General features: G+C 40.1%; 16 protein-coding genes. 2 read left to right on the plus strand and 14 right to left on the minus strand.

What is annotated here, in order from left to right; translation table 11 throughout:
- The 11 genes from DWA30_RS05680 to cysQ all read right to left on the minus strand — a co-directional run.
- On the minus strand, nucleotides 1–1,136 hold a 1,136-nt coding region (locus DWA30_RS05680; protein ID WP_136073161.1), incomplete at its 3' end, for a hypothetical protein.
- Entirely contained in the window at nucleotides 1,133–2,014 is an 882-nt protein-coding gene (locus tag DWA30_RS05685; protein WP_114491575.1) for a sulfotransferase family protein, read from the minus strand. The genes DWA30_RS05680 and DWA30_RS05685, both read right to left, overlap by 4 nt.
- On the minus strand, nucleotides 2,014–2,931 hold the full coding sequence (locus DWA30_RS05690) for a glycosyltransferase family 2 protein (protein WP_114491576.1): 918 nt from the start codon (nucleotides 2,929–2,931) through the stop codon (nucleotides 2,014–2,016). The genes DWA30_RS05685 and DWA30_RS05690 overlap by 1 nt, the downstream gene beginning before the upstream one ends.
- Entirely contained in the window at nucleotides 2,931–3,809 is an 879-nt protein-coding gene (locus DWA30_RS05695) for a sulfotransferase (protein WP_168421745.1), read from the minus strand. Before DWA30_RS05695 ends, DWA30_RS05690 begins: the two co-directional genes overlap by 1 nt.
- Nucleotides 3,806–5,107 carry a flippase gene (locus tag DWA30_RS05700; protein ID WP_114491578.1) on the minus strand — a complete coding sequence of 434 codons (1,302 nt, stop codon included), beginning with the start codon at nucleotides 5,105–5,107 and terminating at the stop codon, nucleotides 3,806–3,808. Before DWA30_RS05700 ends, DWA30_RS05695 begins: the two co-directional genes overlap by 4 nt.
- Nucleotides 5,108–5,689: a CatB-related O-acetyltransferase gene (locus tag DWA30_RS05705; RefSeq protein WP_114491579.1), complete on the minus strand. Its 582-nt coding sequence runs from the start codon at nucleotides 5,687–5,689 to the stop codon at nucleotides 5,108–5,110. It lies immediately after the preceding gene.
- Nucleotides 5,690–5,696: 7 nt separating this feature from the next.
- Nucleotides 5,697–6,962: a sulfate adenylyltransferase subunit 1 gene (locus tag DWA30_RS05710; protein WP_114491580.1), complete on the minus strand. Its 1,266-nt coding sequence runs from the start codon at nucleotides 6,960–6,962 to the stop codon at nucleotides 5,697–5,699.
- Nucleotides 6,963–7,015: 53 nt separating this feature from the next.
- On the minus strand, nucleotides 7,016–7,921 hold the full coding sequence (cysD, locus tag DWA30_RS05715; protein ID WP_114491581.1) for a sulfate adenylyltransferase subunit CysD: 906 nt from the start codon (nucleotides 7,919–7,921) through the stop codon (nucleotides 7,016–7,018).
- The gene (gene cysC, locus DWA30_RS05720; protein WP_114491582.1) at nucleotides 7,921–8,514 is read right to left on the minus strand and encodes an adenylyl-sulfate kinase; all 594 of its coding nucleotides are present in this window, start codon (nucleotides 8,512–8,514) and stop codon (nucleotides 7,921–7,923) included. Before cysC ends, cysD begins: the two co-directional genes overlap by 1 nt.
- Nucleotides 8,514–8,972, minus strand: a complete 459-nt coding sequence (locus DWA30_RS05725) for a DUF2061 domain-containing protein (protein ID WP_114491583.1) — start codon at nucleotides 8,970–8,972, stop codon at nucleotides 8,514–8,516. Before DWA30_RS05725 ends, cysC begins: the two co-directional genes overlap by 1 nt.
- A gap of 3 nt (nucleotides 8,973–8,975) precedes the next feature.
- Nucleotides 8,976–9,767 (minus strand): 3'(2'),5'-bisphosphate nucleotidase CysQ, encoded by a 792-nt coding sequence (gene cysQ, locus DWA30_RS05730; RefSeq protein ID WP_114491584.1) that lies wholly within the window; start codon nucleotides 9,765–9,767, stop codon nucleotides 8,976–8,978.
- A gap of 183 nt (nucleotides 9,768–9,950) precedes the next feature.
- On the opposite strand from cysQ, the gene DWA30_RS05735 reads away from it, so the two are divergent.
- Together DWA30_RS05735 and DWA30_RS05740 are read left to right on the plus strand one after the other, a co-directional pair.
- Nucleotides 9,951–10,442 carry a Dps family protein gene (locus DWA30_RS05735; protein ID WP_114491585.1) on the plus strand — a complete coding sequence of 164 codons (492 nt, stop codon included), beginning with the start codon at nucleotides 9,951–9,953 and terminating at the stop codon, nucleotides 10,440–10,442.
- A gap of 79 nt (nucleotides 10,443–10,521) precedes the next feature.
- The gene (locus tag DWA30_RS05740; protein WP_114491586.1) at nucleotides 10,522–11,394 is read left to right on the plus strand and encodes an NHL repeat-containing protein; all 873 of its coding nucleotides are present in this window, start codon (nucleotides 10,522–10,524) and stop codon (nucleotides 11,392–11,394) included.
- Here DWA30_RS05740 and DWA30_RS05745 read toward each other — a convergent pair.
- From DWA30_RS05745 to DWA30_RS05755, 3 genes are read right to left on the minus strand one after another with little or no spacing between them, the layout of a single operon-like run.
- Nucleotides 11,378–15,049 (minus strand): bifunctional metallophosphoesterase/BamA family protein, encoded by a 3,672-nt coding sequence (locus DWA30_RS05745; protein ID WP_136073162.1) that lies wholly within the window; start codon nucleotides 15,047–15,049, stop codon nucleotides 11,378–11,380. The genes DWA30_RS05740 and DWA30_RS05745 overlap by 17 nt on opposite strands.
- Nucleotides 15,050–15,066: 17 nt before the next feature.
- Nucleotides 15,067–18,795: a metallophosphoesterase gene (locus DWA30_RS05750; protein WP_114491588.1), complete on the minus strand. Its 3,729-nt coding sequence runs from the start codon at nucleotides 18,793–18,795 to the stop codon at nucleotides 15,067–15,069.
- A gap of 4 nt (nucleotides 18,796–18,799) precedes the next feature.
- Nucleotides 18,800–22,483 carry a bifunctional metallophosphoesterase/BamA family protein gene (locus tag DWA30_RS05755; protein ID WP_114491589.1) on the minus strand — a complete coding sequence of 1,228 codons (3,684 nt, stop codon included), beginning with the start codon at nucleotides 22,481–22,483 and terminating at the stop codon, nucleotides 18,800–18,802.
- Nucleotides 22,484–22,519: the final 36 nt, after the last annotated feature.

Here is a 22,519-nt window from a genome sequence, read left to right on the forward strand (position 1 = left end):
CATAATCCGAAAATTATGAAATAAGGAATGAACATGTTCTTTTGACGAAGCATAATACCCAAGTTTCCGAGTATGAGTGAAAAAGAGACTGCACCCATAATAAAATATAGCAACATCGACTTGATAATAACAGCACCACCTTTAAACGCAGCAAATGGTTTATTACGTAATATAGCCACAGTAAAAAGCAATAGAATTAAGTTTTCTATTGAAGCAAGTACTGCGAGGATTCCATTAATATCGAAAAATAATGGCCGGTACAAAAACGTGAACACTTTAAGCGGGAATGGATACGAGCTAATATCAATTCCTGAACCCGACTGCGCCTTATTTAAATTAGCCGCCTTTGTAGAAGCATATTCATCGATCGCAGAAGTTTCTAAGCTTTCTAACTGAACGAATTCTAAAACATAATTGAAAATAGAGATAAAACCAACCAAGAATACCATAAATAGCAAGGCTTTTTGGTAACCCTTTAGCCGTCCATCGATCATATAACCTATTCCGAAGGATACTAGTAAAAATAAAGTGATATGTGGTCGTATGGCCAGAGATATTATAATACTTACTAGTAAACCTAATAACCGTGTTCTTACTTTTTGTATACAGAAAATAAATACCGCTATACAAAAAAACAGTATGGTGTCTTTACCTATGCCTGAAGACCAAAAGTGTAAATTGGGTAAGAACCAAATCCACGGATGGATAGAAATACCAAAAAGTTTGATAGAAAACAGTTGACGTAGATCACCAAAAATATCTTTTAATGTCTTGTAAATGTATACAAAACCAACATATCCTAATAACGCATACATCATGTTTCCAGTAAAGAACGATAGCTGGAAAATGTTGGCCGGCAAATAGTTTATTAAATACAATACACCGGTAGCCGATCCGCGATTTACGATCTCCATTATATCCTCCAATGAAGAATCCCTGGCGAATTCCCAATAGTAAGTTGCATCTCCACCAAAATTAGCAATATAGAAATGAAATGCGATGGCTATTAAAAAGTGATAAAAGAAAAGCTGTTTAAGAAATTTTCTATCAATTTTATCAAAACCACGCATAGTATTCTTTAAGTTGTAGCCAACTAAGAAAATAATAATACAAATACATGTATTTAGTATAATCATAGGTTTGATTCGATATTGAATATTTCTTCGACCGCTGTTCTTGTCTCTTCGCAAAGATCTGTATGCTGTCGGGCTTTCTTACTTACTACACTAAAAATTTTCTGTCGTTGTGAAGGACTAAAAATCTTTGAAAAATAATCTTTTAAACCAAGTCGCTTTAATACATAGAATACCTTCTGAAATCGCAATTCTTTAGACTGGTTCTTATGTGCAGTCTTAGTTACGGAGAAGGATTTTATTGATAAGAATTGTGCCAATCGCTCTAAGGTTGTGGGTCGTTCGTTGATCAAGTCCGATAGTCGTATTACCAATACTTGCTCAAACCTTTTTTCAAATCTAGAAATTTGTTTGTTATAAAAACTCATTCCCATATAAGAATTCCAAGTAAGTGTATCGTTGCGGTAGGCCAATAGTTCGTTCTGAATCGCATTCTCAAAACTACCGGTAACACGTCCTAAGGCAAGGTCCATTTTAAAATGTGAGAACGCTCTTTGCAACGGATCTCGTACTACTATTAAAATTTTTGCATTAGGGTTATACTCGTAGATTCTTTCTACTGCTTCAGGTGCGTGTAAATACGCTGTACTGGCGTCTAATAAATATTCTTCATTTCCGGATAAAGAGTATAGTTTCTGATACTGCATTTCGTTCTTTAATTGCGCAATATGCAATGGATCCGGAAAATTGTTTTTAAAATAATCAGCTTCAGAAAAAAACTTTGAAGGCTCATAGATATTTTTTGGTAATCCATCTACAAAATAGTGAGGTTCTTTAATAGGCGGCATATAAATGTCAGCATGCGCTCCCAAGACTTCCACCAAAGAGGTAGTACCTGCTTTCATAGCACCCACTAAAAATAGATTTACTTTTTGCTTCATTATGCTTTTAATTTTTTAAGCAATGCATACACGTTAAATGGCGCAACATTTACCGTATTTAGAAGAGTTCTATAGCGAGCATTGAGCAACTTCTTGGCTAGATGCGTAATTTGTTCACGCTCCTCTTCAGTATAACCGGAAAAAAATTTTATGTACATAAGCAACACGAATTTATTTACATATTTAGAAAAATAAGGTAGTTCTTCCGAAGATAGCTTGGCTTGTACCAATAACATCGTATTTAAATAGGTCTTAAAATCGGTTGCTGTATAATGACCTTGAGAAGCTGAATCTGATACTGTTTTTCGGTAAAATGAAAGTTCTTTGTTTACAAAAACAAGTGGTTCATCTATACACAAACGCATCCAAAGATCGTGATCTTCATGTTTTTTCTGATCCTTTCTAAAATATCCTTTCTCTTCAAATAAAGTCTTAGCTATGACTACATTGGAAGAATTAATGGGTGGCATATGATTACCAATAACTTTAAAGTAATTGCACAATGCCATTTCTCCATCTTTAGGAAGCAATTGGTGGGCATATCGATCAACTTCATTTTTAAATAATCGACTTCTACCTGAAGCAAAAATTTTTTGATCTGGAAACTCTTCCATGGCATTGGTCATCTCCTCCAGGAATGTAGGAGCCCAGTAATCATCGGCGTCTAGAAAAGCAATCCAACCATAGGATGCCGCTTCAATACCCGTATTTCTTGCTACGGAAACCCCCGAATTATCAATAGAAATAAGTTGAACACGCGGATCATCTATAGCCTTTACAATTGCTTCGGAAGTATCGGTACTGCCATCATTCACTACAATAATCTCAAAATCGGAATATGTTTGTTGCAACACCGACTGTACTGTCTCAGCGATATACTTTTCTTTATTATATAATGGAATGACAACAGAGAACATCAAATCAACGATTTAGCTAAGTTATTTATGGCCTTTAAGCCGAAATACTCAATTTTAGATAAATTGTTGTACCTGTTTTTTTGCGCCTTAATCTCGATATTCGCGCTGCCTTTGGCACGCATAGGATTACCTCCTATGGCATGGGTAGGAAGCATCTGTAAGGCATCGGTCTGAAATTCTTCGTCTAAAAATAATTTAATTTGTTGCAGTTGAGCCTCAGGGTGTTCGCATAATTTCTCATAAGAAACAAACAAGTAATGCGGAGTGAGCTTAAGCTTTTTCGCCATTACCTTTATTTTTAACCAGAGTTTGGTACTCAGCGCTGTCGATTTGGTAGGCATGAATACTTCCTTGTTCGTATATTCGGGCAATTGCATTTCCTTCTTCCAGCTATTTGCCACCGAAGGCAATTCACGTTCTAAGTGGATAAAGTATATATCTACAAAAGAGAGGTGATACAGAAAGTAGCCCCAAGCGACACTTTTGGAACTATCTACGATGATTTCTTTATTTGATTGTGCCGCGATGATGGTATAAAATGCTTTTACCTGTTGACAAAATGAGGACCATTTGGCCGATGTGACAATATTGGGAATTTCGCTAAAGTTCTTAAACAACTGAATTTCCTTAACGCGTTTTTTAAATTCTATAGGATCATAATCAGTAAAGTTTTGCTTCAATTGCTCATCTACTTTACTCCAAAGGGGGCAATGAATCATTTCTTCACCACAAGAACACAAACTTTCACCCTCGTAAAAACGAATCCAAAATCGATGACATTCGCCTACCGAGATGCTATTTTCAATATTCGATAGTATCGAATCGAGTAAGGTAGAGCCCGACCTGCCGTCGCCCGCTATGTAAATGATTTTTTTCAAAATATGGTAGTGTTCAATTTCATATGTTTACGAACATATACAAACAACATGAAGTTTTGTATAATCAACAAAGAGGCGAATACGATGGCTGCACCTACCGTGTCGAAATAAATAATCATAGGAATACTCAAAATTACACTTAAAACAAGCATGAGTACATTGCTATTGGAGAAGACTTTCTGCCTACCCGTCATTGATAGCAACACCCCTACCGAACCTGTGGTTGCACTTACTAAGTTTCCAACACAGAGAATGACTAGGGGAATATATGCGTTGGTGTATTCTTTACCAAAAACTAACGTCAGCAACCACTCACCTCCAAGAATAAAAGCTAAGGCTACAGGAAGAGAAAGAATAAATATAGCACGGCTTGCCTTTGTAAGAATGGTCTGTATATTTTTCAACTTTGCCTCTTCGTAGGCAGCCGATAAATAAGGTGAAATCGCCGCATTTAAACTATTCATAGTAAAAGTCACCAATGAAGCACCTCGTACTGCCACATCAAATATCGCTACGGCTTCTATACTTCCGAAGATAGCGAGCACATAAACCAATAATTTTGATTTTACAATCTGTACTCCGCTATTGATCGAAAAAGGAATGGCTTGTTGTATCCACTCTTTAATTTGATATTCGGGTTGTACCTGTTTTAGGCGATTCAATAATTTTTTCTGAAGAAAATAGTACCCCAAAATAAAGCTCAGTGCAGCGGCAATTACTTGTAAAATAATTGCAATTTGTGGGGTTAGCGTATAATCGAAAAATACGAATGCGAGGAGAAATACAGTAAAAAGTATATTTCTCATGATCGTTTCTGGAAGTTCTGCGAGTACGATAAATTTAAGACCTCGAAGCGTGGCTGCTCTTATTCCACCAAAACCTAATAACGGTATGAGTAAAAAAGAATAAATAAGTGTTTCTACCAGCACATTGTTGTAATGTTTCCACCAAAAAAAATAGGTGATATAAGAAATGGCAAAAATTAAGGCCGATGTGAAAAAGACAAATTGATTCGACTTAATAAGCAATCCTTTCATCATCGAAAGATTCTCGTGAACGTTGTATTTAGATATATACCGAACCAACAGATTGGGTATTCCTAATGCTGCAGGAACCGACAATAAAGTCATTGTAGTAAAAGCAAGCACATAATACCCCAACCCTTCCACTCCCAAAAGACGCGCCAGAAGCACCCCGTTTAAAAAAGCAAAAAATGCAGAGGCAAATTTTATCACAACGCTCGCAATCGAAGCATTTCGAATGCTTGTGGCAGAAAAAAGTTTCGAGAATTTAGACACTTACTTACTATTTGTATCCATAAAAAAATCCTTTCGAGCACGCATCTTACTAAGTGACCAATCCCACCAAGCAGCTTTTTCAAGTTCATCAATTTTTTCTGAGGGCAATCTATATTTTATCATTTTTGCTGGTGTTCCACCCACAATAGCGTAAGGCTCTACATCTTTAGTTACTACAGATCCGGCACCTATAATGGCTCCATTACCTACTATTACGCCAGGCAAAACGATCACATGATCTCCAATCCAAACATTATGGCCAATAGTGATACCCATTTTATCTGAGTGACGCGGCCGAATCCCTATTTTTGTTGAAAGTGCGTATTGCAAATTGATTTCATCCGATTTGTGGTTGGACGTTATAAATCGGATGTGTTCACCTCCGGCTACATATTTTCCTATGGTACAATCACCAGCCCCCTTTATGGTGACTGGGCCGTTAAAACGGCTGCCATCTCCAATTACCGCGCCGTGAACAATTCGTGAACCTTTCGAAATAAACACACCCGTTTTATCGGTCAAGTTCTTAAAACGAAGAATCAATCGATAAAGTCGAGCTTTATTTCCTTCAAATTTGAGCATATTAAAGTTATAATATCATCCCAGCTGCCACGGTTTCATGAGTGCTGTCATCGATTAGAATAAAACTACCGGTTATTCGGTTGTCGCGATATTCATCGATCATTAGCGGGCGCGTAGTGCGTACCTTGATACGTGCAATATCGTTCATACTTAGGTCCTTATTTTCTTCGTCCCGATTGTATGTATTAATATCGATCTTATATAGTATGTCCTTTATCATGGCCTTCTGCTCATTCGAGGTATGAACAATACTGTACTTCGCTCTTGGTCGTGCCGTGTCTTTATGTAACCAACATAGCATGGCATCAAATTCTTGTGTAGGCTCGGGCTTATTATTGGTCTTGACTATCATATCACCCCTACTTATGTCGATATCATCTTCTAAGGTAATCGCAACCGACATAGGCGCATAGGCTTCTTCCAATTGCGCATCCATAGTGTCTATAGAACGAATTTTAGAGGTAAAACCGGACGGCATTACCGTAATATCATCACCCGGTCTAAAGATCCCACTGGCAACGCGACCGGCATAGCCGCGATAATCTATATAGCCATCACGCTGCGGACGTAAAACCGTTTGTACCGGAAATCGCGCATCGATCTTGTTAATATCACTACTAATATGCAAGTTCTCTAAGGTGTGTAGTAAAGGAGCGCCTTGAAACCATTTCATATTTTCAGACCTGTTTACAACATTATCACCATCCAAAGCGCTTATAGGCAAGAAACGAACGTCTTTTACATACAACTTCGAAGAAAATTCTTCAAACTGATGAATGATATCTTCATATATTTCTTCGGAATAATCTACCAGATCCATTTTATTGATACACACGATCAAATGAGGAATCTGAAGCAAAGAAGCAATAAAGGCATGACGTTTGGTTTGTTCAATAACCCCATTTCGAGCATCGATCAATATAAGGGCGGCATTGGCCGTAGAGGCGCCGGTTACCATATTTCGCGTGTACTGAATATGTCCGGGCGTGTCGGCAATGATAAACTTACGCTTTGGCGTTGTAAAATATCGGTATGCCACATCGATCGTAATCCCTTGTTCTCTTTCGTCCTTTAATCCGTCGGTGAACAATGCCAGGTCAACGCCTTGGTGCCCTTTTCGCTTACTCGTAGTTTCGACCGCTGCCAATTGGTCTTCAAAAATAGCCTTGCTGTCGTATAGAAGTCGGCCTATCAAGGTGCTTTTCCCATCGTCTACACTACCGGCAGTTGTAAAACGTAGTAATTGATTGTTATCTATTTGTGTCGTACTCATGATCTAATTTTCAATAATTGTTGCGCAATGATTTTTTCTGAAAAGCCCTGCAATTAAAAGTAACCTTGTCGTTTGCGATCTTCCATTGCGGTTTCACTTCGTTTGTCGTCACTGCGATTTCCGCGTTCGGTCTGTTTCATAGCAGCTACTTCACCTACGATCTTCTCTAATGTATCGGCATCACTTTCAATCCCACCGGTGATCGTAATATCACCCAAGGTTCTAAAACGTATTTTTTTGGTATGCACTTCTTCGCCCTCCTCCAACGTTAAATGTTCAGAAACAGGAATCCAAGAATCACTGCGCCAAACAACTTCACGCTCATGTGCAAAATACAAGGACGGGATTTTTATGTTCTCTCGAAGTATGTAGTTCCAAACGTCCATTTCGGTCCAATTACTTATAGGAAAAGCTCTAAAATGTTCTCCTTCAAAATGTTTTCCATTTAAGATATTCCACAATTCCGGACGTTGGTTTTTAGGGTCCCATTGTCCAAAATCATCCCGATGTGAGAAAAAACGCTCTTTAGCACGTGCTTTTTCTTCGTCTCTCCTTCCACCACCAATGGCACAATCAACCTTATTAGATTCTATAGCATCTAACAGGGTTGTAATTTGCAATGCATTTCGGGTTGCGCTTTTACCTTTTTCCTCAGCAACCCTTCCGGTATCAATGGATTCTTGTACAGACCCAACAATAAGCTGCGCATCTAATCCCTTGATTAGATCGTCACGAAACTGAATGGTTTCCGGGAAATTATGTCCGGTGTCCACATGCATTAAAGGAAACGGAATCTTAGCAGGATAAAATGCCTTTTGTGCCAAATGAGTAACTAGAATGGAGTCCTTACCACCCGAAAATAGAATCACCGGATTCTCAAACTGTGCCCATACCTCTCTTAATATAAATATGGCTTCCGACTCTAATTCGTCCAGATAATTTAAATAATACTTACTCATTATAGTTTTAATTTGTGTTCTATATGTTTTAAAATGATCTTTACAGCATCCTCAACAGACTGTTCTGTGGTATCGATTTGAACATCGGGGCTCACAGGCGCCTCATACGGAGCATTCACACCTGTAAAGTTTTGAATCTCCCCTGCTCTTGCCTTGGCGTACAACCCTTTTACATCTCTTCGTTCACATTCGGCAATGGGAGTATTCACAAAAACCTCTATATATCGAGTGTATCCCACGGTCTTTTTAATATTTTCTCGGTCCTTGGCATAGGGTGAAACAAAAGCCGCCAAGACTACCAATCCGGCATCCAGCATTAAATTAGCCACTTCGGCAATTCTTCGAATGTTCTCGGTTCGGTCTTCTTCAGTAAAACTTAGGTTGCTATTTAGCCCTTTTCGAACGTTATCACCATCTAGGATATAGGTGTGATACCCATTACTGTACAAAGCATTCTCAACGGCGTTGGCTATAGTAGACTTGCCGGAACCGGACAGCCCGGTAAACCAAAGCAGTAAAGGCTTATGTTCTTTCTGAATACTTCGTTCACGTTGCGTGACCGAAAAATCGTGTGGAATGATATTCTCCTGCATTAGCGTCCTATTTTTTTATAAAAATAATTCCGAATCTTACCTAAAGGCAAACGCAACCATAATTGCTCGTGGAAATAATAAAGTGCAAATTTAGTAATTAACTCGGTTAACGCGATAAAAAGTGCCACTTCATTGAATGTATTAAGCACAGTTCCAGCAATTATAAAGGTGGTAGTCGTTGCCACTACCCGCCATGTAATTGTTTTATATAAAACCTTTCGTGGCGAAAATCCGTTCTCGTCCCGATAGCGTTGCCAAAATCGTTCGTGCGCATAATAAATAAAAAATTTGATCAAGAATTCTGCTGCACCAATCTTTAAGGCATCTTCAATACTACAAACTCCCATTAAACATGTAATGAGCAACGTAACCAAAATGGTATCGGTGGTAGCGATGACACGCCATGAGATACCTTTTAAGAGGCTCCTCAAATGAGATTCTTGCTTTATTGCTGCCATAACTTAGGTTGTGACCAAAAAATACGGATTCAAGAGGTTTTCTTTATTGTATCGTAACGGTCTTCCTGTCGTATTATCGATTACCTGCACACCGGCAGCTTGGCAAATGGCCTGTCCCGCCGCAGTATCCCACTCCATGGTAGGGGCATAACGCGGATATAAATGTGCTTCGCCTTCAGCAACTAGACAAAATTTTAACGAACTTCCCTTAGACACAATTTCAACCTTGCCTTCTTTTTCCTTTTCTGAAATAAATTGTTTAGTATCCTCGTTCAAGTGAGATCTGCTTCCAACGATCTTTGTTAGGTCGTTATTCTCGTGTGCCGGATTAATTGCTTCCGCTTGTTGTATAATTTCTTCTACAGACAGATCCGGATTCTCTAGCGTTATCTTAAATGCGGCACTACCCTCTTCCGAAGTAAAATACAAGGTGTTCGATACTGGTACATAAATAACGCCCAATTCGGGGTTTCCATCTTTTACCAACGCTATATTTACAGTAAACTCACCATTGCGTTTTATGAATTCTTTGGTTCCGTCTAATGGGTCCACGATCCAGCATTCACTCCACGTTTTGCGTTCTGCATAGTCAGTTTGTTTGTTCTCTTCACTAATAATAGGGATCGACGTTGGTCGCAAATAACTGTTAATAACTGCATTGGCGTTCTTATCGGCGGTGGTCAATGGCGAATCGTCACCTTTGTGTTCAACATCAAAATCGGTGGCATATACCTCTAGTATGGCCTTCCCGGCTTCAATAGCGGCACGGATCGCAATATGTAGGTTTTTGTTCATTATAATGGCGCAATTTTTAAAGTGTGCAAAGCTACAACAATTTAGTGTAAACCTCTTTACCATATCAAGGCTTCTTCCTTTCTTAAAATAGGCTTAAACTGCGTTAAAAAAAGACTAAACAGATCGCTAAAATTGGATTGAAGTTCACTTGCTTGTACCTTTATACAAACAATAATCAACAAAATGAATTACTTGAACTTAGACAAGAAAAAAACAGCAGCAACCGCCAAAGAGCTCAACACCTTATTGAGCGATTACCATGTTTACTATCAAAAACTACGAAATTTCCATTGGAACATCGTTGGAAAGAACTTCTTCGATCTTCATATTAAGTTCGAAGAAATGTACGATGATGCAAAACTCAAGATAGATGAGATCGCAGAGCGTATCTTAACGCTGCGATTCCAGCCGGTAAGTAATCTTTCAGACTATTTACAACAATCGAATATCGATGAGGCGTCTTCAGACATTAAAGACACCGAAATGGTTTCAGAATTATTAAAAGACCACGGTACCATCTTAAAACAAATGCGTAGCGTAATCGAAAAGGCAGATAAGGCCGGTGATGAAGGAACAATAGACCTAATTGGCGGTTATATAGCAGATATTGAAAAAGTAAGTTGGATGCTAGACGCCTGGACCATGAAAGCAGGAAGTTCACATCCAGAAGCTTAATTTATAAATTTACTAAGACGTGCTTTCTAAATCGTGTAACTTAGATGTCGAGTTGCTCGTTTGGTAAGCACGTTTTTTTATGAAGTTTACATTCCTCATAGCATATTGCCTCTTCTTCCTTTCCGGTTGTCAAACCGATCATGGAAAATTAAGAGTACTCGCCTCTTTACCAAACCACCTACATGAAATAAGCGGTATCGAAAACGTTTCGGGATCTTCCTTGATCTGGATGGTCAATGATTCAGGAAACGATGCTAGTGTCTATGCGTATAATGTGGTGACAAATCGTATCGAAAAGGAACTTTCACTAACCAATGCCGAAAATAATGACTGGGAGGACCTCGCATCGGATGCCGCAGGGAATCTCTATGTTGGTGACTTCGGAAACAACCGTAATAACCGCAAGGATCTCGCTATCTACAAAATTCCGAAGCTAAACACCATAAGCACAAACGAAACCGAGGCGATCAAAACCACCTTTTATTTAGAAGACCAAAAGGAGTTTCCTCCGAAGCGGAAACAACGGAATTTCGATATTGAAGCCTTTCTTGTTCACGATGGAAATTTTTATCTTTTTACCCGAAACAGAAGTTCAAAATTCGACGGAACGGTAAAAGTGTATCGGCTACCGGTAGCTCCCGGAGATCACCAAGCCACCTTAATTTCAAGTTTTAAAAGCTGTGCTAATAAATCCGGTTGCCAAATCACCTCAGCAAGTCTGCATCACACTTCAAACGCTGCTGTATTACTAAGCTATGACAAGGTTTGGTTGATCGAAGATTTTTCCGAAGAAAAACTGAAGAATGCACAATTTTATGAAATAACACTTGGGCATCGATCGCAAAAAGAAAGTGTCACCTTCAAGAACGACAGTACCTTGTTACTTGCCGACGAATTGGTCGGATTTCGAGGTGGAAATATATATCAACTTCCCCTTAATAAGAAAAACTAAATCCGAACTCCACCCGCGTTCCTTCTTCTCCGGTAAAGGCACTAAAGTTGCCCGATAGTGCATTGGTCCATTTTACTAAAAACCCACCTCCGTAAGCATCGTGCCAAACTTGACTGTCTTCAGAGTCTATCCAAACCCTTCCAATATCGTACCCGCCATAAACCGATATGGTTAACGGAAATAAAAAGGTCTTTAAGGGCTGGAATCCATAATTTAGGTCCACACTTCCCACCAAACTTTGCGTACCTGTGAATCGCTGATTTCGATAAGCACGAAGTCCGGTATCGGCACCCAATTGTGCAAACTGGTAGAACTTTGGGTCATCACCAAAAAGCAGTTTAGTGCTGGCCTTGGTCTTTAGCACCAATCGTTTATTGCTCAATAAAGCGTTGTGAAAGGTCAGGGTGCCATCTAAGACGCCGGTTAGGGTATTGCTGCCAAGATCGTCTATCGCGCTCGCATTGGTCTCAAAAAGCATTCCCTTGGCGGGAAATTCTTCATTGTCGTAGTTCTTATATCGAAAGGTAGCATTGGGGATGCCAAAATAAGAGCGTGAACCGAGGGTTGCAGGCAACACTTCGGAAATAAAATTAGAGCCGTTACTAACTACCTCAACAGTGCGAATGTCGTATTTTAACTGAAAGAAGCTCCCATAATCCGATTCTCGTTCAAGACCAATTCCGCCGTTGTACTGACTCAAATTAACTCGATTGTAATCTAATGAAAGTGACTCGTCGAGATTTAGCGTTTCGTTTCCGAAGCCAAAGAAATTCTCGGTATAATTCTTAGAAGTATACCTACTATCTATAACAAAATTATAATCCCGCACAAAGGCCGCATATCCCTTCATTAAGCGAATGTCTAATCCCTGGGTCAAGAAATGGTAATTCACTTGAAAAGTGGTCAAACGCCCATACGGATTTTCTATAAATTGATTCACCGCCCTTGAAAATCCGGCCGACAAAGTAGTACCGTCATCAGGATTATAACCTACGTTAAACTGTATATTACTATTGGTGGTCTGTGTCTTTTTGTAGTTGTAAGAGTTCGCCTCATAGAAATTCGTAAACCGAAATTGTGCACCACCCTTGTTCTTGATTTCACTTTCCCTGTCCCTTCTATCGTAGATCTTTACTTTATTTCCTTCGGAAACATTGTAGGTATCTTTGTTCTGCCCGCCAATAATTCTAAGTAAAATTGCTTTTTTGGCATTACCTGTAATGCTAAAAACATCATCGTCATCCAAGCCATATAACCAAATTTCGTTCGTTTCTTCCCTGTGGTAGGTGCGATCGAATAACACTTCTCCTTTTTCACCATCTTTTATTCTGAAGGCTTTAATTCGGGTCGAACCGTCTGTAAAGCGTTCTATTTCAAAATAGTCATCTTTATCGGTTCCTGTTAACATTTGGAATTTTATAAACTCATCGTAATAGCGTTCTACAATAGCTACGAGATTCGCTTTACGTTGCATTAAGTTCGTCTTGATCTCGATGAGCGTACTGTCTTGCACTTCCGAAGGTAAGGCAGCAAACGATCTTTCTACCACGGTAGAATCGATGGTTTGTTGTAATTTCTTGGCCTCTTTAATCCATACCGAACGATCACTGCGTTTAATTAAAGCACGATCCAATTTCGATCCCGCGGCATTGAACCATTTTACATCATGTATGTCGGGACCGTATATTCCAAACTGATTTGCGCTCCCCATGATGGACCGCAGCAGGTTTAGGAAGGTGCCGTCAAAATTTGCAAATACTTGGTCCCGGTCTCTTGGGATAGGAACAAAGACCTTACCGCCATCCTTCTCAAATTCGGCCCATCGCCACTGATCGCTATGCCGATCCCAATCCCCTATGAGCATATCGAAGATACGCGCACGAATATATGCCGCTTCGTCTAATACATACGCCTCGTCTTCTCGTAATTTCTGCAAAAGATCGTCGGTACTTTCTATATCGTCCGGATAACCAAAACTTTTTCGGTCTTCGTATTCTTCTGCTGGACGTTCAACGATCATATAGAGTTGATTTCCGTACTCTTGGTTGTATTTCCCCAACGCATGTTGTTGTGGCACATAAAAGAGCTCGGGAGTGGTGTAATATACTCCGGCAGCTTTAGCCATGGTAGGTATTGCGAAAGCTCCATACGGATGTGCAGCAGTATAAAAATCCATGATCAAATCCTCCGGAACTGTATTTCTAAAATACTTTTCGGCATCTATACCTTTAAAGCCAGTAGTCTCGAGAAATTGAACGGCACTTTTCTTTAAAGCACGCATGTTGTATTCTTTTCCGTCTTTTGTAACCAATCGCAATGATCGCGTTTGGTGTCCTCCGCCCGGGCGCACAACCTCTAACCCACCATATAGGGTGTCTAACAAAGCTACTTTAGCAGTTACTTTTTTTCCGTAGACTTCTCTATAATGATCTCCCCAAAACGATTTAAAAAAATCAGATTTCTGAACTTTCTCCAGATCATATACCGACGCTTGAACAGTGGGGGGAAAAGTCGTTGGCAGTGTATCTAAGACCGGAATAGGAGCCTTTTCTAATACTTGATTTCGAAACAACAGCTTACTCGCTCCATTACTATCCAATCCATAAAATGCGCTCCAAACACTGGTGTCTTTATGTACATCTAAGACCACGAACCCTTGACCGCCGTATGAAAAAAGCCCATTATCACTTATAGACACCGGCCTTGTATCTCCTGCGCTGCCGGAAATAATTTGTTTTACCGATCCTTTCTCAATATACTGTAGGTTTCGTTCATGCCCAGACACCAAGATTATGCGTTTGTCTGAATTACTTTCTAATACGTTTAAAATATGGTCGCTTAGTTCTTTGTATCGCTTGTTATATCGATCTTGTACCGAGATTGCGCCTTGTGCTCTAATTTGGGTTACTAGCGTCCCAATAAGAGGCAATGGAATATTACCCTGCAGTGGAAAGATATGGTCTCTAAACGAAAATCGGCCGCCATGCGAACCGTTAGTGAAGATGGGATGGTGCATAGCGAGTATAATGGTCTTATTGGCACTTTTTTTAAACTCCCCTCCTAATTCGTTCAGTAGTTTTTCGCGTGTTTTGATTTCACACTTGTCGTTCATCTCATGCAACCGGTCCCAATCATTGATATACCATTGACTATCTACTACGATAAGCTGTACGTCCTCACTAATATCAACAGACTCTATAGGGCACCCATTATTGGGGGTCAACACTTCTTCCCTATTTAGTTTCGACTCGAGATAGTCTTCCATTACTTCCAAACCATCATTGGCGTCGTAGGCCCAATCGTAATTTCCGGGAACAAAATATGCATTCGCTCCTGTTTCCTTTTCTACGGCAATTTGCCGGTCAAGGTCTTTCTTTATGCCTTTCTCGCTCTTTTCATTTACATTGTCTCCGATAAAAAGTATTGAAGTCGGTAGCGCAGTATCTAGTTTAATACTGTTTTTTACTTCTGAAAGTATCTTTTCACTATCACCATTGGCTGCTCCTCCTAAAATGTAAAAACGTTGATGTAACTCTGATTTTGAAGGATAATCCGCGACTGAAGCTTCCTCGTTGCGCATTATACCGTTAACAGCACATGAAGCCAAGATCGCAGTAAAACAAGAAAGAGTCAGTATTTTTTTTAGGTAGGTCATAGATGGCAATTATTCGTTTAAAATGTAAATCCGACACCAAAGCTGTATCGAGTTCCTTCCGAAGATCGGAAGGCACTAAATGTGGCGCCCAGATCCCCCGAGCCATTGACCCAAAGGCCGCCCCCGTAAGAGTTATGCCATTTTTCAGAAAGACGTGAAGGTATCCAAACTCGACCTAGATCACCTCCCGCATATATTCCAATTTGTATGGGGATGAGTTCGATATTAAATTCGTTAAAACTATATCTAATATCGGCATTTCCTACTAAGGCCGACTTTCCGGTAAATCGTTCTTCTCTAAAACCTCTTAGTCCGGTCTCGCCTCCTAATTGTACTCCCTGATAAAATTCAAAACGGTTGCCAAAATTAAATTTCGCACGAACGTTGGTGCGCAGCACTAATTTATTGGTGGCATTCAACGCATTGTAAAATCCGAGTCGTGTACTAAGAAAGCCGAAATAGCGATCAAGATCTTGTAAGTTATCTTTGGCGCCAATGTTAAGATCGAAGAGCATTCCGCGAGTTGGATTTCGAGCATTGTCGAAACTGCGATAGCTGTAAATAGCCTCTAAAGTTCCAAAATAATCGGTGTCTTCCGGTCGACTGGTATTGGTAGCGTTTACACGACCGGTAATAGGACTGTTAATGGTAATAGCCTCTCCTTTTAGTTGTACCTTGAAAAAACTACCAAAGTTTGAATTACGCAACAATCCGAGAGCGGTAGAAATAGTTTGCAATTCTAATCTATTTGCTTCAAATCCAACGCCCGCCAAGTCTTGAAAGTTTTGTGTTTCGTTTCCGTAGCCAAAATAATTAACGGTGTAGTTCGGACTTGTAATTCGAGCCTCGATACTTAGGTTTAGGTCATCTTGAATATTTGCAAATTCACCATTGTATTCGATATCAAAACTTGAGGTATCGAAATAATAACCGGCATTTATCACATGTTGTTGAGAAAATGGATTCCGTTGAAAACCATTCAACTTATAAACGTATTGTAAGCCAGTACGAAACCCATCGTCCGGATTAAAACCAATGGCCGCTGCAATATTGTTATCCTTGTCAATTTGTTTTCGAAAATCGTAGGTGTTCAAGGTATATACATCGGTAAATCGTAGGGTACCCCCTTGTTTTACTTCTACTTCGTTGGGTCTGCTTTCTTGGTCGTAAACTTTTACTCGTTTCCCCGAATGTATCCTATATAGGTCCTTTTCTTGTCCACCTATTAACCTGAGGAAAATAAGGTCATCGCTTTCCTCTCCGGAAACACTTATGATGTCTTTTCCGTCTAGACCATAGATCCACAATTCTCGCGTATCGCTGCTTTTATAAATTCGATCTATGGTTTGTTCTGCTTTCTTTCCGTCTTCGATCTTAAATACCGCTACTTGTGTTCTTCCTTCCGAAAGACGCGTAATTTCTATGATGTCATTATTATCGGTTGCGGTGATGGTTTGTAGTGTGGATAAAAACGTATAATAGCGATCGGCTATATCGGTAAGGTTGTCTCTCCGTTTTTTAAGTCGTTCGATGATCTCTTCAAGGGAAGCATCTCTAACCGCTTCAGGTATTTCGTTAAATGCTTCGGAAATGAGGGCATCACTAATTTGTTCCTGCAAAAATTTTGCTTGATACATCCATTGTTGTCTCCCGGACCGCTTCAACAAAGCACGATCTAGAATAATCCCTTCTTTATTGAACCAAGCAATGTCTGTTAATTTCTCATCGTACACATGCTTTTGGTTACTGCTTCCGAAGATAGAACGCGCCAAATCGACAATATTTCCTTCGAAGCTGGAGAATGCATCGTCTCTGTTCTTCGGAATAGGGACGTACACATTTAGGCTATCTAAGTTATAAAATTCGGCCCATCGCCAATGATCGGTCTCGCGATCCCAATCGCCAATGAGCATATCGAATAAACGGGATTTAATATAATTTCCTTCATCTACAAAAATCTCTCCCTGTTGTCGTAGTTTTATTAAAATATCGTCTGTGGTTTCGATATCATCGGGATACTGAAACGTGCGTTCCCCTTCACTATCTTCATTAGGCTCGATGGAAACAAAATAGAGTTCGTCTCCATATTTCTCGTTATAAACGCCCAGCCGCTCTTGTTTAGGTATGTAAAACAGTCTTGGCCGTGTGTAAAAAATATTTACGGCATCGGCCATTTTAGGCACTGCCATGACCGCATACGGGTGGGATGCCGTATAAAAATTTACATCGAAGTTATCCGGTAAGGTAATGGTGGTTTCTTCGGTAGCCGACTCAGTTTCTTCTTTGGTATTCTTTACTTCTGCAATTTGTCGCGTGTATTGCAATGCATTCTTCCGAAGCGCGCGCATACGATATTCATTGCCGTCTGCATCACGCAATCGCAAGGCCTTGTAATCATTGGCTCCATCCTCTTTTATAACTTCAACACCACCAAACAGAGAATCCAATCGCCCTACATTGGCCTTGATCCTTGTTGAATATGCATCTTTATACTTTGCTCCCCAAACAGTCCTAAAGAACACTGCCTCTCGTATACTATCTTGTGTATAGATCGAAGTTTCAACTTCCTCGGGGAAAACGGTAGGTAAATTGCTTGTATCGTAGGTCTTTCTAGGAGGGAATAATTCCTTTTCGTAGAGCAGCACGGGATTGTAATTATCGTCACCACCGTAATAACGTACCCAAGAAGAGCCATCGGTAAATACGTCCATGACCGCAAACCCTTGTCCGCCGTAACTAAAGAGTCCGTCGTTCCCCAACGAAGAGAATGAACTTTTTGCACCGGAACCTGAAACGATTTGGGTTAGACCGTCTCTTTCGATATGTTGTAAAGTATGCTCATGTCCCGAAGCGAAAACGATCCTATCGTTATTTTTAGCAATGGTCCCCAAACGGATCATTAACTTATTGTAAAGCTCGTTGTACCTGTCTTGAACCGATACACCGCCTTGTGATCGAATTTGAGCCACCAGAGAAGCTAAGATTGGTAAGGGCAACTTCTTTTGCGTTGGATAAAGATGTTTTTGGGCCGCAAAATAGCCACCGTGATTTCCATTCGTAAACATAGGATGATGCATTGCAAAAACGATGGTCTTATCCTGATGTTTTTCTAGCTCCAGCCCAATCTCGATAAAGAACTTCTCACGTGTTTTTATATCACAGAATTCGTTAATAGACGGGTGAATATCCCAGTCTTCTAAATACCATTGGGTATCGACCAATAACAACTGAACATTCTCGGTTACTTCGATACTTTCAAGCGGGCACCCATTGTTGGGTTTGAAAACTTTTCGATCTTTAATTTTCGATTCAAAATACAGTTCTTGTCTCTTTAAACCCAGCAAACCTTCACTATACCAATCGTGATTTCCGGGAATAAAAATAACCTGCCCATCGTAATCTTTTACCGCTTGGTATTGGGCATCTAAACGATGCTCCGCATTTTTTCGACCGGGTGCGCCTTGTGGAGGCATTCCGTCCGGGTAGATATTATCGCCAAGAAAAATCGCGTAATTTCCTGAAGTTTTTTGAGTTTTTAAAAAATTTTGCACCACTTGAAGCCCTTTACTCATGCCTCCCGGTTTAGAATATCCTGCATCTCCAATAAGATAAAATGTTTTCTCTATTTCTTTTTCTGAAGGATATACCGGTATTTTATCGGGATGACGGTATTGCGGTTCATAGGAGGCACAGGAGGCCAACAGTAATACACCTAGTATATAGTAAATCGAATTCTTCTGAAACATAATATTACATTGATACGGCTAGACCAAAGGAGAATCTTAGTCCTTCTTCGGAATTAAAAAGATTAAAGGTTCCACTTACCAAATCAGCAGCATTCACCCAAAAACCTCCTCCGTAATCGTTGTGCCAAACATCAGACGTATCGTTAGGCACCCAAACACGACCTATATCATAGCCTCCAAATATTCCAACTTGAACCGGAGTGAGTCCCGTTCGAAAGCGATCGAAACTGTAGCGTAGATCGACACTTCCTACCGCTGCACTGCGACCGGTAAATCTTTCGTCTCTAAATCCGCGAAGACCTGTATCACTACCTAGTTGTGCTGCTTGATAAAATTCAAAATCGTCTCCAATGTTTACTTGTCCTTGTGCGACGGTCTTTAATACCCATTTACGGTTTTTTGACAAGGAATTATAGAGTCCGAAATACGGTTTTATATATGTAAATGTACGATCGGTATCTTCAATATTTTGGGTTCCTCCAATGGTGAGGTCGAAATTCATACCTCTGGAAGGGTTTACTTTGTTATCGTAACTTTCATAGGCATATGTAGCTTCTGCCGTTACGAAATATTTACGTTCATCTAATTCTATAGGTCGTACGATCGAAATAAACCGTCCATCGGTGTCTTCTACTTCAATACCTTCAAAGTTTGCGGTAAATCTGAAAAAGCTTCCGTAAGGCGTGTCTTGTTGTATTCCTAAATGAACGCCATAGCTTCCTATTCGTACTCTATTAAAATCTAGGTCGAAATCATCTGATTCGGCTTCAAGGTTAACGGTTTCGTTTCCGAAGCCAAAGAAATTTTCAGAAAAATTAGGGTTCCTAAAATGTCCGCCAACAATAAAATTCCAATCCCCAAAGATATTGGCAAATTCTCCTTCGTAGCTCGCATCAAAACTTTGGGTAGCAAAATAATAGCCCAACGCGAAACGATGTTGTTGTGTGAAAGGATTTCGTTGAAAGCCATTAATGATATACACATCACTAAGTCCAACTTTAAAACCATCGTCCGGATTAAAGCCTATGGCCGGCAATAATAGATTATTGGTTCGTATCAACTTGGTGTAATCGTAGGTGTTAAAATCGTAGTTATCGGTAAGGCGAAATGCGGCGCCTCCTTTTTCATTAATGGTATTCTCCTTACTCTTATGGTCGTATACTTTGATCTTACGACCGTTCGAAATATTGTAGGTATCGTTGTTCTGTCCACCAATGATCCGAATAAAGATTGGTCGATCACCTTTGCCTCGAACTTCGAAAACGTCGTCGTCGTCTAAACCATACACCCAGATCTCTCGAGTTTCATCGCTGCTAAACGTACGATCTATTAGTACATCTGCTTTTTTTCCATCTTTGATACGAAACACTTTAATATGCGTTTCTCCGTTTGGAAGTCGTTCAATATCGAAATGATCGTCTTTGTCGGTTCCTGTGATGGTTTGTAATTTAGACAGATACTCGTAGTATTCGGTAGCGACCTTTACAAGATTATCACGCCTCCCCTTTAATTTGGCTTTTATATCGGCTGCTGTCTCGTCTTGGGCCTCTATGGGCATATCCTTAAAGGCATTTTCAATTACGGCATCGGTCACATTTTGTTGTATAAAACTTGCTTGCGCTATCCATTCGTCCTTTCCGTAGTTCTCGATTAGTGCTCGATCTAGTTTAATTCCGGCTGCGTTGAACCATTTGGTGTGTTCTAACTCGGCTCCATATACTTGAAATTGTCTTGAGCTACTAAATAAGGTTCGTGCTACGTCAAGGATTCCACCATCGAAATTAGCATACACTTGATCACGGTCACGCGGAATTGGAACAAACACATCTTTTCCGTCTTGATCCTTAAATTCTGCCCATCGCCATTGGTCGTTATGGCGGTCCCAATCACCAATTAGCATATCGAACACACGCGCTCTAATATAGGTTTTTTCATCTATCACGTTTTCCTCATCGCTTCGCACTTTTTCTAAAATATCATCGGTACTCTCGATATCATCGGCGTAGTTAAAAATGGCTCCGTCGTATTCTTCGTCGGGTCGTTCTACGATCATGTAGAGTTCATCCCCATACGATTCGTTGAATTTTCCCAATGCTTTTTGTTTAGGGACGTAATACAACTTCGGATTGGTATGAAAAACCTTTGCAGCATCGGCTAATTTTGGAATTGTAAATGCACCATAAGGATGTGCTGCGGTATAAAAATCTAAAATGAGGTCCTCGGGGATGGTGTTCTTAAAATCATCTTCAATTTCCTTGTCCTTTATGATAACGGTCTGCAAAAACTGAACGGCGCTCTTTTTAAGCGCGCGCATGTTGTAATCTCTACCCTCTTTCCCTTTTAAGCGCAGTGATCGCGTTTGGTGGCCACCACCCGCTCGTTCTACTGTGAGTCCACCGTACAACGTATCTAACATCACTACCTTGGCGGTAACCTCGGTACCATATATCTTTCGATAATGGTCGCCCCAGACAGTTTTAAAGAATCCGGTTCGCTCCACGCGATCTTGGTCGTAGACTGCTGTTTTCTTGGTTGCTGGAAACGAATTGGGAAGGGTCGACAGGTCGTACTCTCGCTCACCTTCTATAATTTCCTTACTAAAGAGTAATGTCGAGGAACCGTCGGTTTCTGCTTTATAAAAACCAACAGCCGAAGAACCATCGGTATACACATTTAAAACTGCAAATCCGGGACCTCCAAAGCTAAATTCGCCAAAACTCCCTAAGGCTGCAGCTGTTGTATCTCCACCAGCTCCTGAAACTATTTGTTTTGTGTTCGCATCTTCTATATACTGAAGTGATCTGTCATGACCCGAGGCAAACACCAACCTGTTGTGATCTTTAGCCAAAACGTTAAGTCGTTGCATTAACTCGTGGTACCGTTCATTGTAACGATCCTGCTTAGAGATGGCACCTTGACTACGCACCTGTGTAATTAGCGTTGCAAGTCCCGGAACAGGTAACAATTGATTCTTAAAAGTATAGCGCCCACCGTACTTCCCATTGGTAAGCAATGGATGGTGCATGGCGACCACCATGGTGCGATCTTTGTTCTTTTTTAGCTCCCCCTCTATCTCGATCAAGAATTTCTCTCGCGTTTTGATCTCGCATTTATCATTCATCTGCGGATGATCGTCCCAATTTTCGATATACCATTGTGTGTCGATTAACAATAAGGCTATTGTATCGCCTATCTCTATTAATTTTAATGGACAACCGTTGTTTGGTTCTAAGATATCTTCTTGGTCCAAAGCGGCCTTTAAAAGGTCTTCTTCACGTTCTAGACCGTCTACACTGGCTTTCCAATCTAAATTCCCAGGTAGCACATATACCTTGCCTTCAAAATTTTTAACCGCATCTAACTGCGGTTGAAAATTAGCTATGGCCTTTGCGTGGTTTGGATCACTCTTTTTTGGGAGTCCTGCCGGATAAAAGCTATTTCCAAGAAAAAGGACTTGATGGTCTTTAGTACCGTTTTTAGCCAAAAAATTATCTAAGGCCGTGATCGCTATCGTGGAACTTTCCGAAGAAAAACCTGCATCCCCCATTAATACAAAGGATTTATCAATTTCCTTAGCAGGAAGGTTGTTTGTATTAGCGGTATTTGAACGGTATTGAGGTTGGTAGGTAGCACAGCTTAAAAGTAGTATGCTTACTATAAAAGTTATAATGATGTTAATTTTCTTCATAGAAATTTCTCTCGATTAATTTTTTAGTAATTTGGT

Source organism: Candidatus Ulvibacter alkanivorans (assembly GCF_003333325.1).
In the GTDB taxonomy this organism is placed as follows: Bacteria; Bacteroidota; Bacteroidia; order Flavobacteriales; family Flavobacteriaceae; genus Ulvibacter_A; species Ulvibacter_A alkanivorans.

Excerpts from the sequence above, each read along its gene's own strand:
- DWA30_RS05705 (WP_114491579.1), bottom strand. The coding sequence starts at position 5,689 with ATGCTCAAATTTGAAGGAAATAAAGCTCGACTTTATCGATTGATTCTT.
- cysD (WP_114491581.1), bottom strand. The coding sequence starts at position 7,921 with ATGAGTAAGTATTATTTAAATTATCTGGACGAATTAGAGTCGGAAGCC.
- DWA30_RS05690 (WP_114491576.1), bottom strand. The coding sequence starts at position 2,931 with ATGTTCTCTGTTGTCATTCCATTATATAATAAAGAAAAGTATATCGCT.
- DWA30_RS05750 (WP_114491588.1), bottom strand. The coding sequence starts at position 18,795 with ATGTTTCAGAAGAATTCGATTTACTATATACTAGGTGTATTACTGTTG.
- DWA30_RS05710 (WP_114491580.1), bottom strand. The coding sequence starts at position 6,962 with ATGAGTACGACACAAATAGATAACAATCAATTACTACGTTTTACAACT.
- DWA30_RS05735 (WP_114491585.1), top strand. The coding sequence starts at position 9,951 with ATGAATTACTTGAACTTAGACAAGAAAAAAACAGCAGCAACCGCCAAA.
- DWA30_RS05755 (WP_114491589.1), bottom strand. The coding sequence starts at position 22,483 with ATGAAGAAAATTAACATCATTATAACTTTTATAGTAAGCATACTACTT.
- cysC (WP_114491582.1), bottom strand. The coding sequence starts at position 8,514 with ATGCAGGAGAATATCATTCCACACGATTTTTCGGTCACGCAACGTGAA.
- DWA30_RS05725 (WP_114491583.1), bottom strand. The coding sequence starts at position 8,972 with ATGGCAGCAATAAAGCAAGAATCTCATTTGAGGAGCCTCTTAAAAGGT.
- DWA30_RS05740 (WP_114491586.1), top strand. The coding sequence starts at position 10,522 with ATGAAGTTTACATTCCTCATAGCATATTGCCTCTTCTTCCTTTCCGGT.
- cysQ (WP_114491584.1), bottom strand. The coding sequence starts at position 9,767 with ATGAACAAAAACCTACATATTGCGATCCGTGCCGCTATTGAAGCCGGG.
- DWA30_RS05745 (WP_136073162.1), bottom strand. The coding sequence starts at position 15,049 with ATGACCTACCTAAAAAAAATACTGACTCTTTCTTGTTTTACTGCGATC.
- DWA30_RS05685 (WP_114491575.1), bottom strand. The coding sequence starts at position 2,014 with ATGAAGCAAAAAGTAAATCTATTTTTAGTGGGTGCTATGAAAGCAGGT.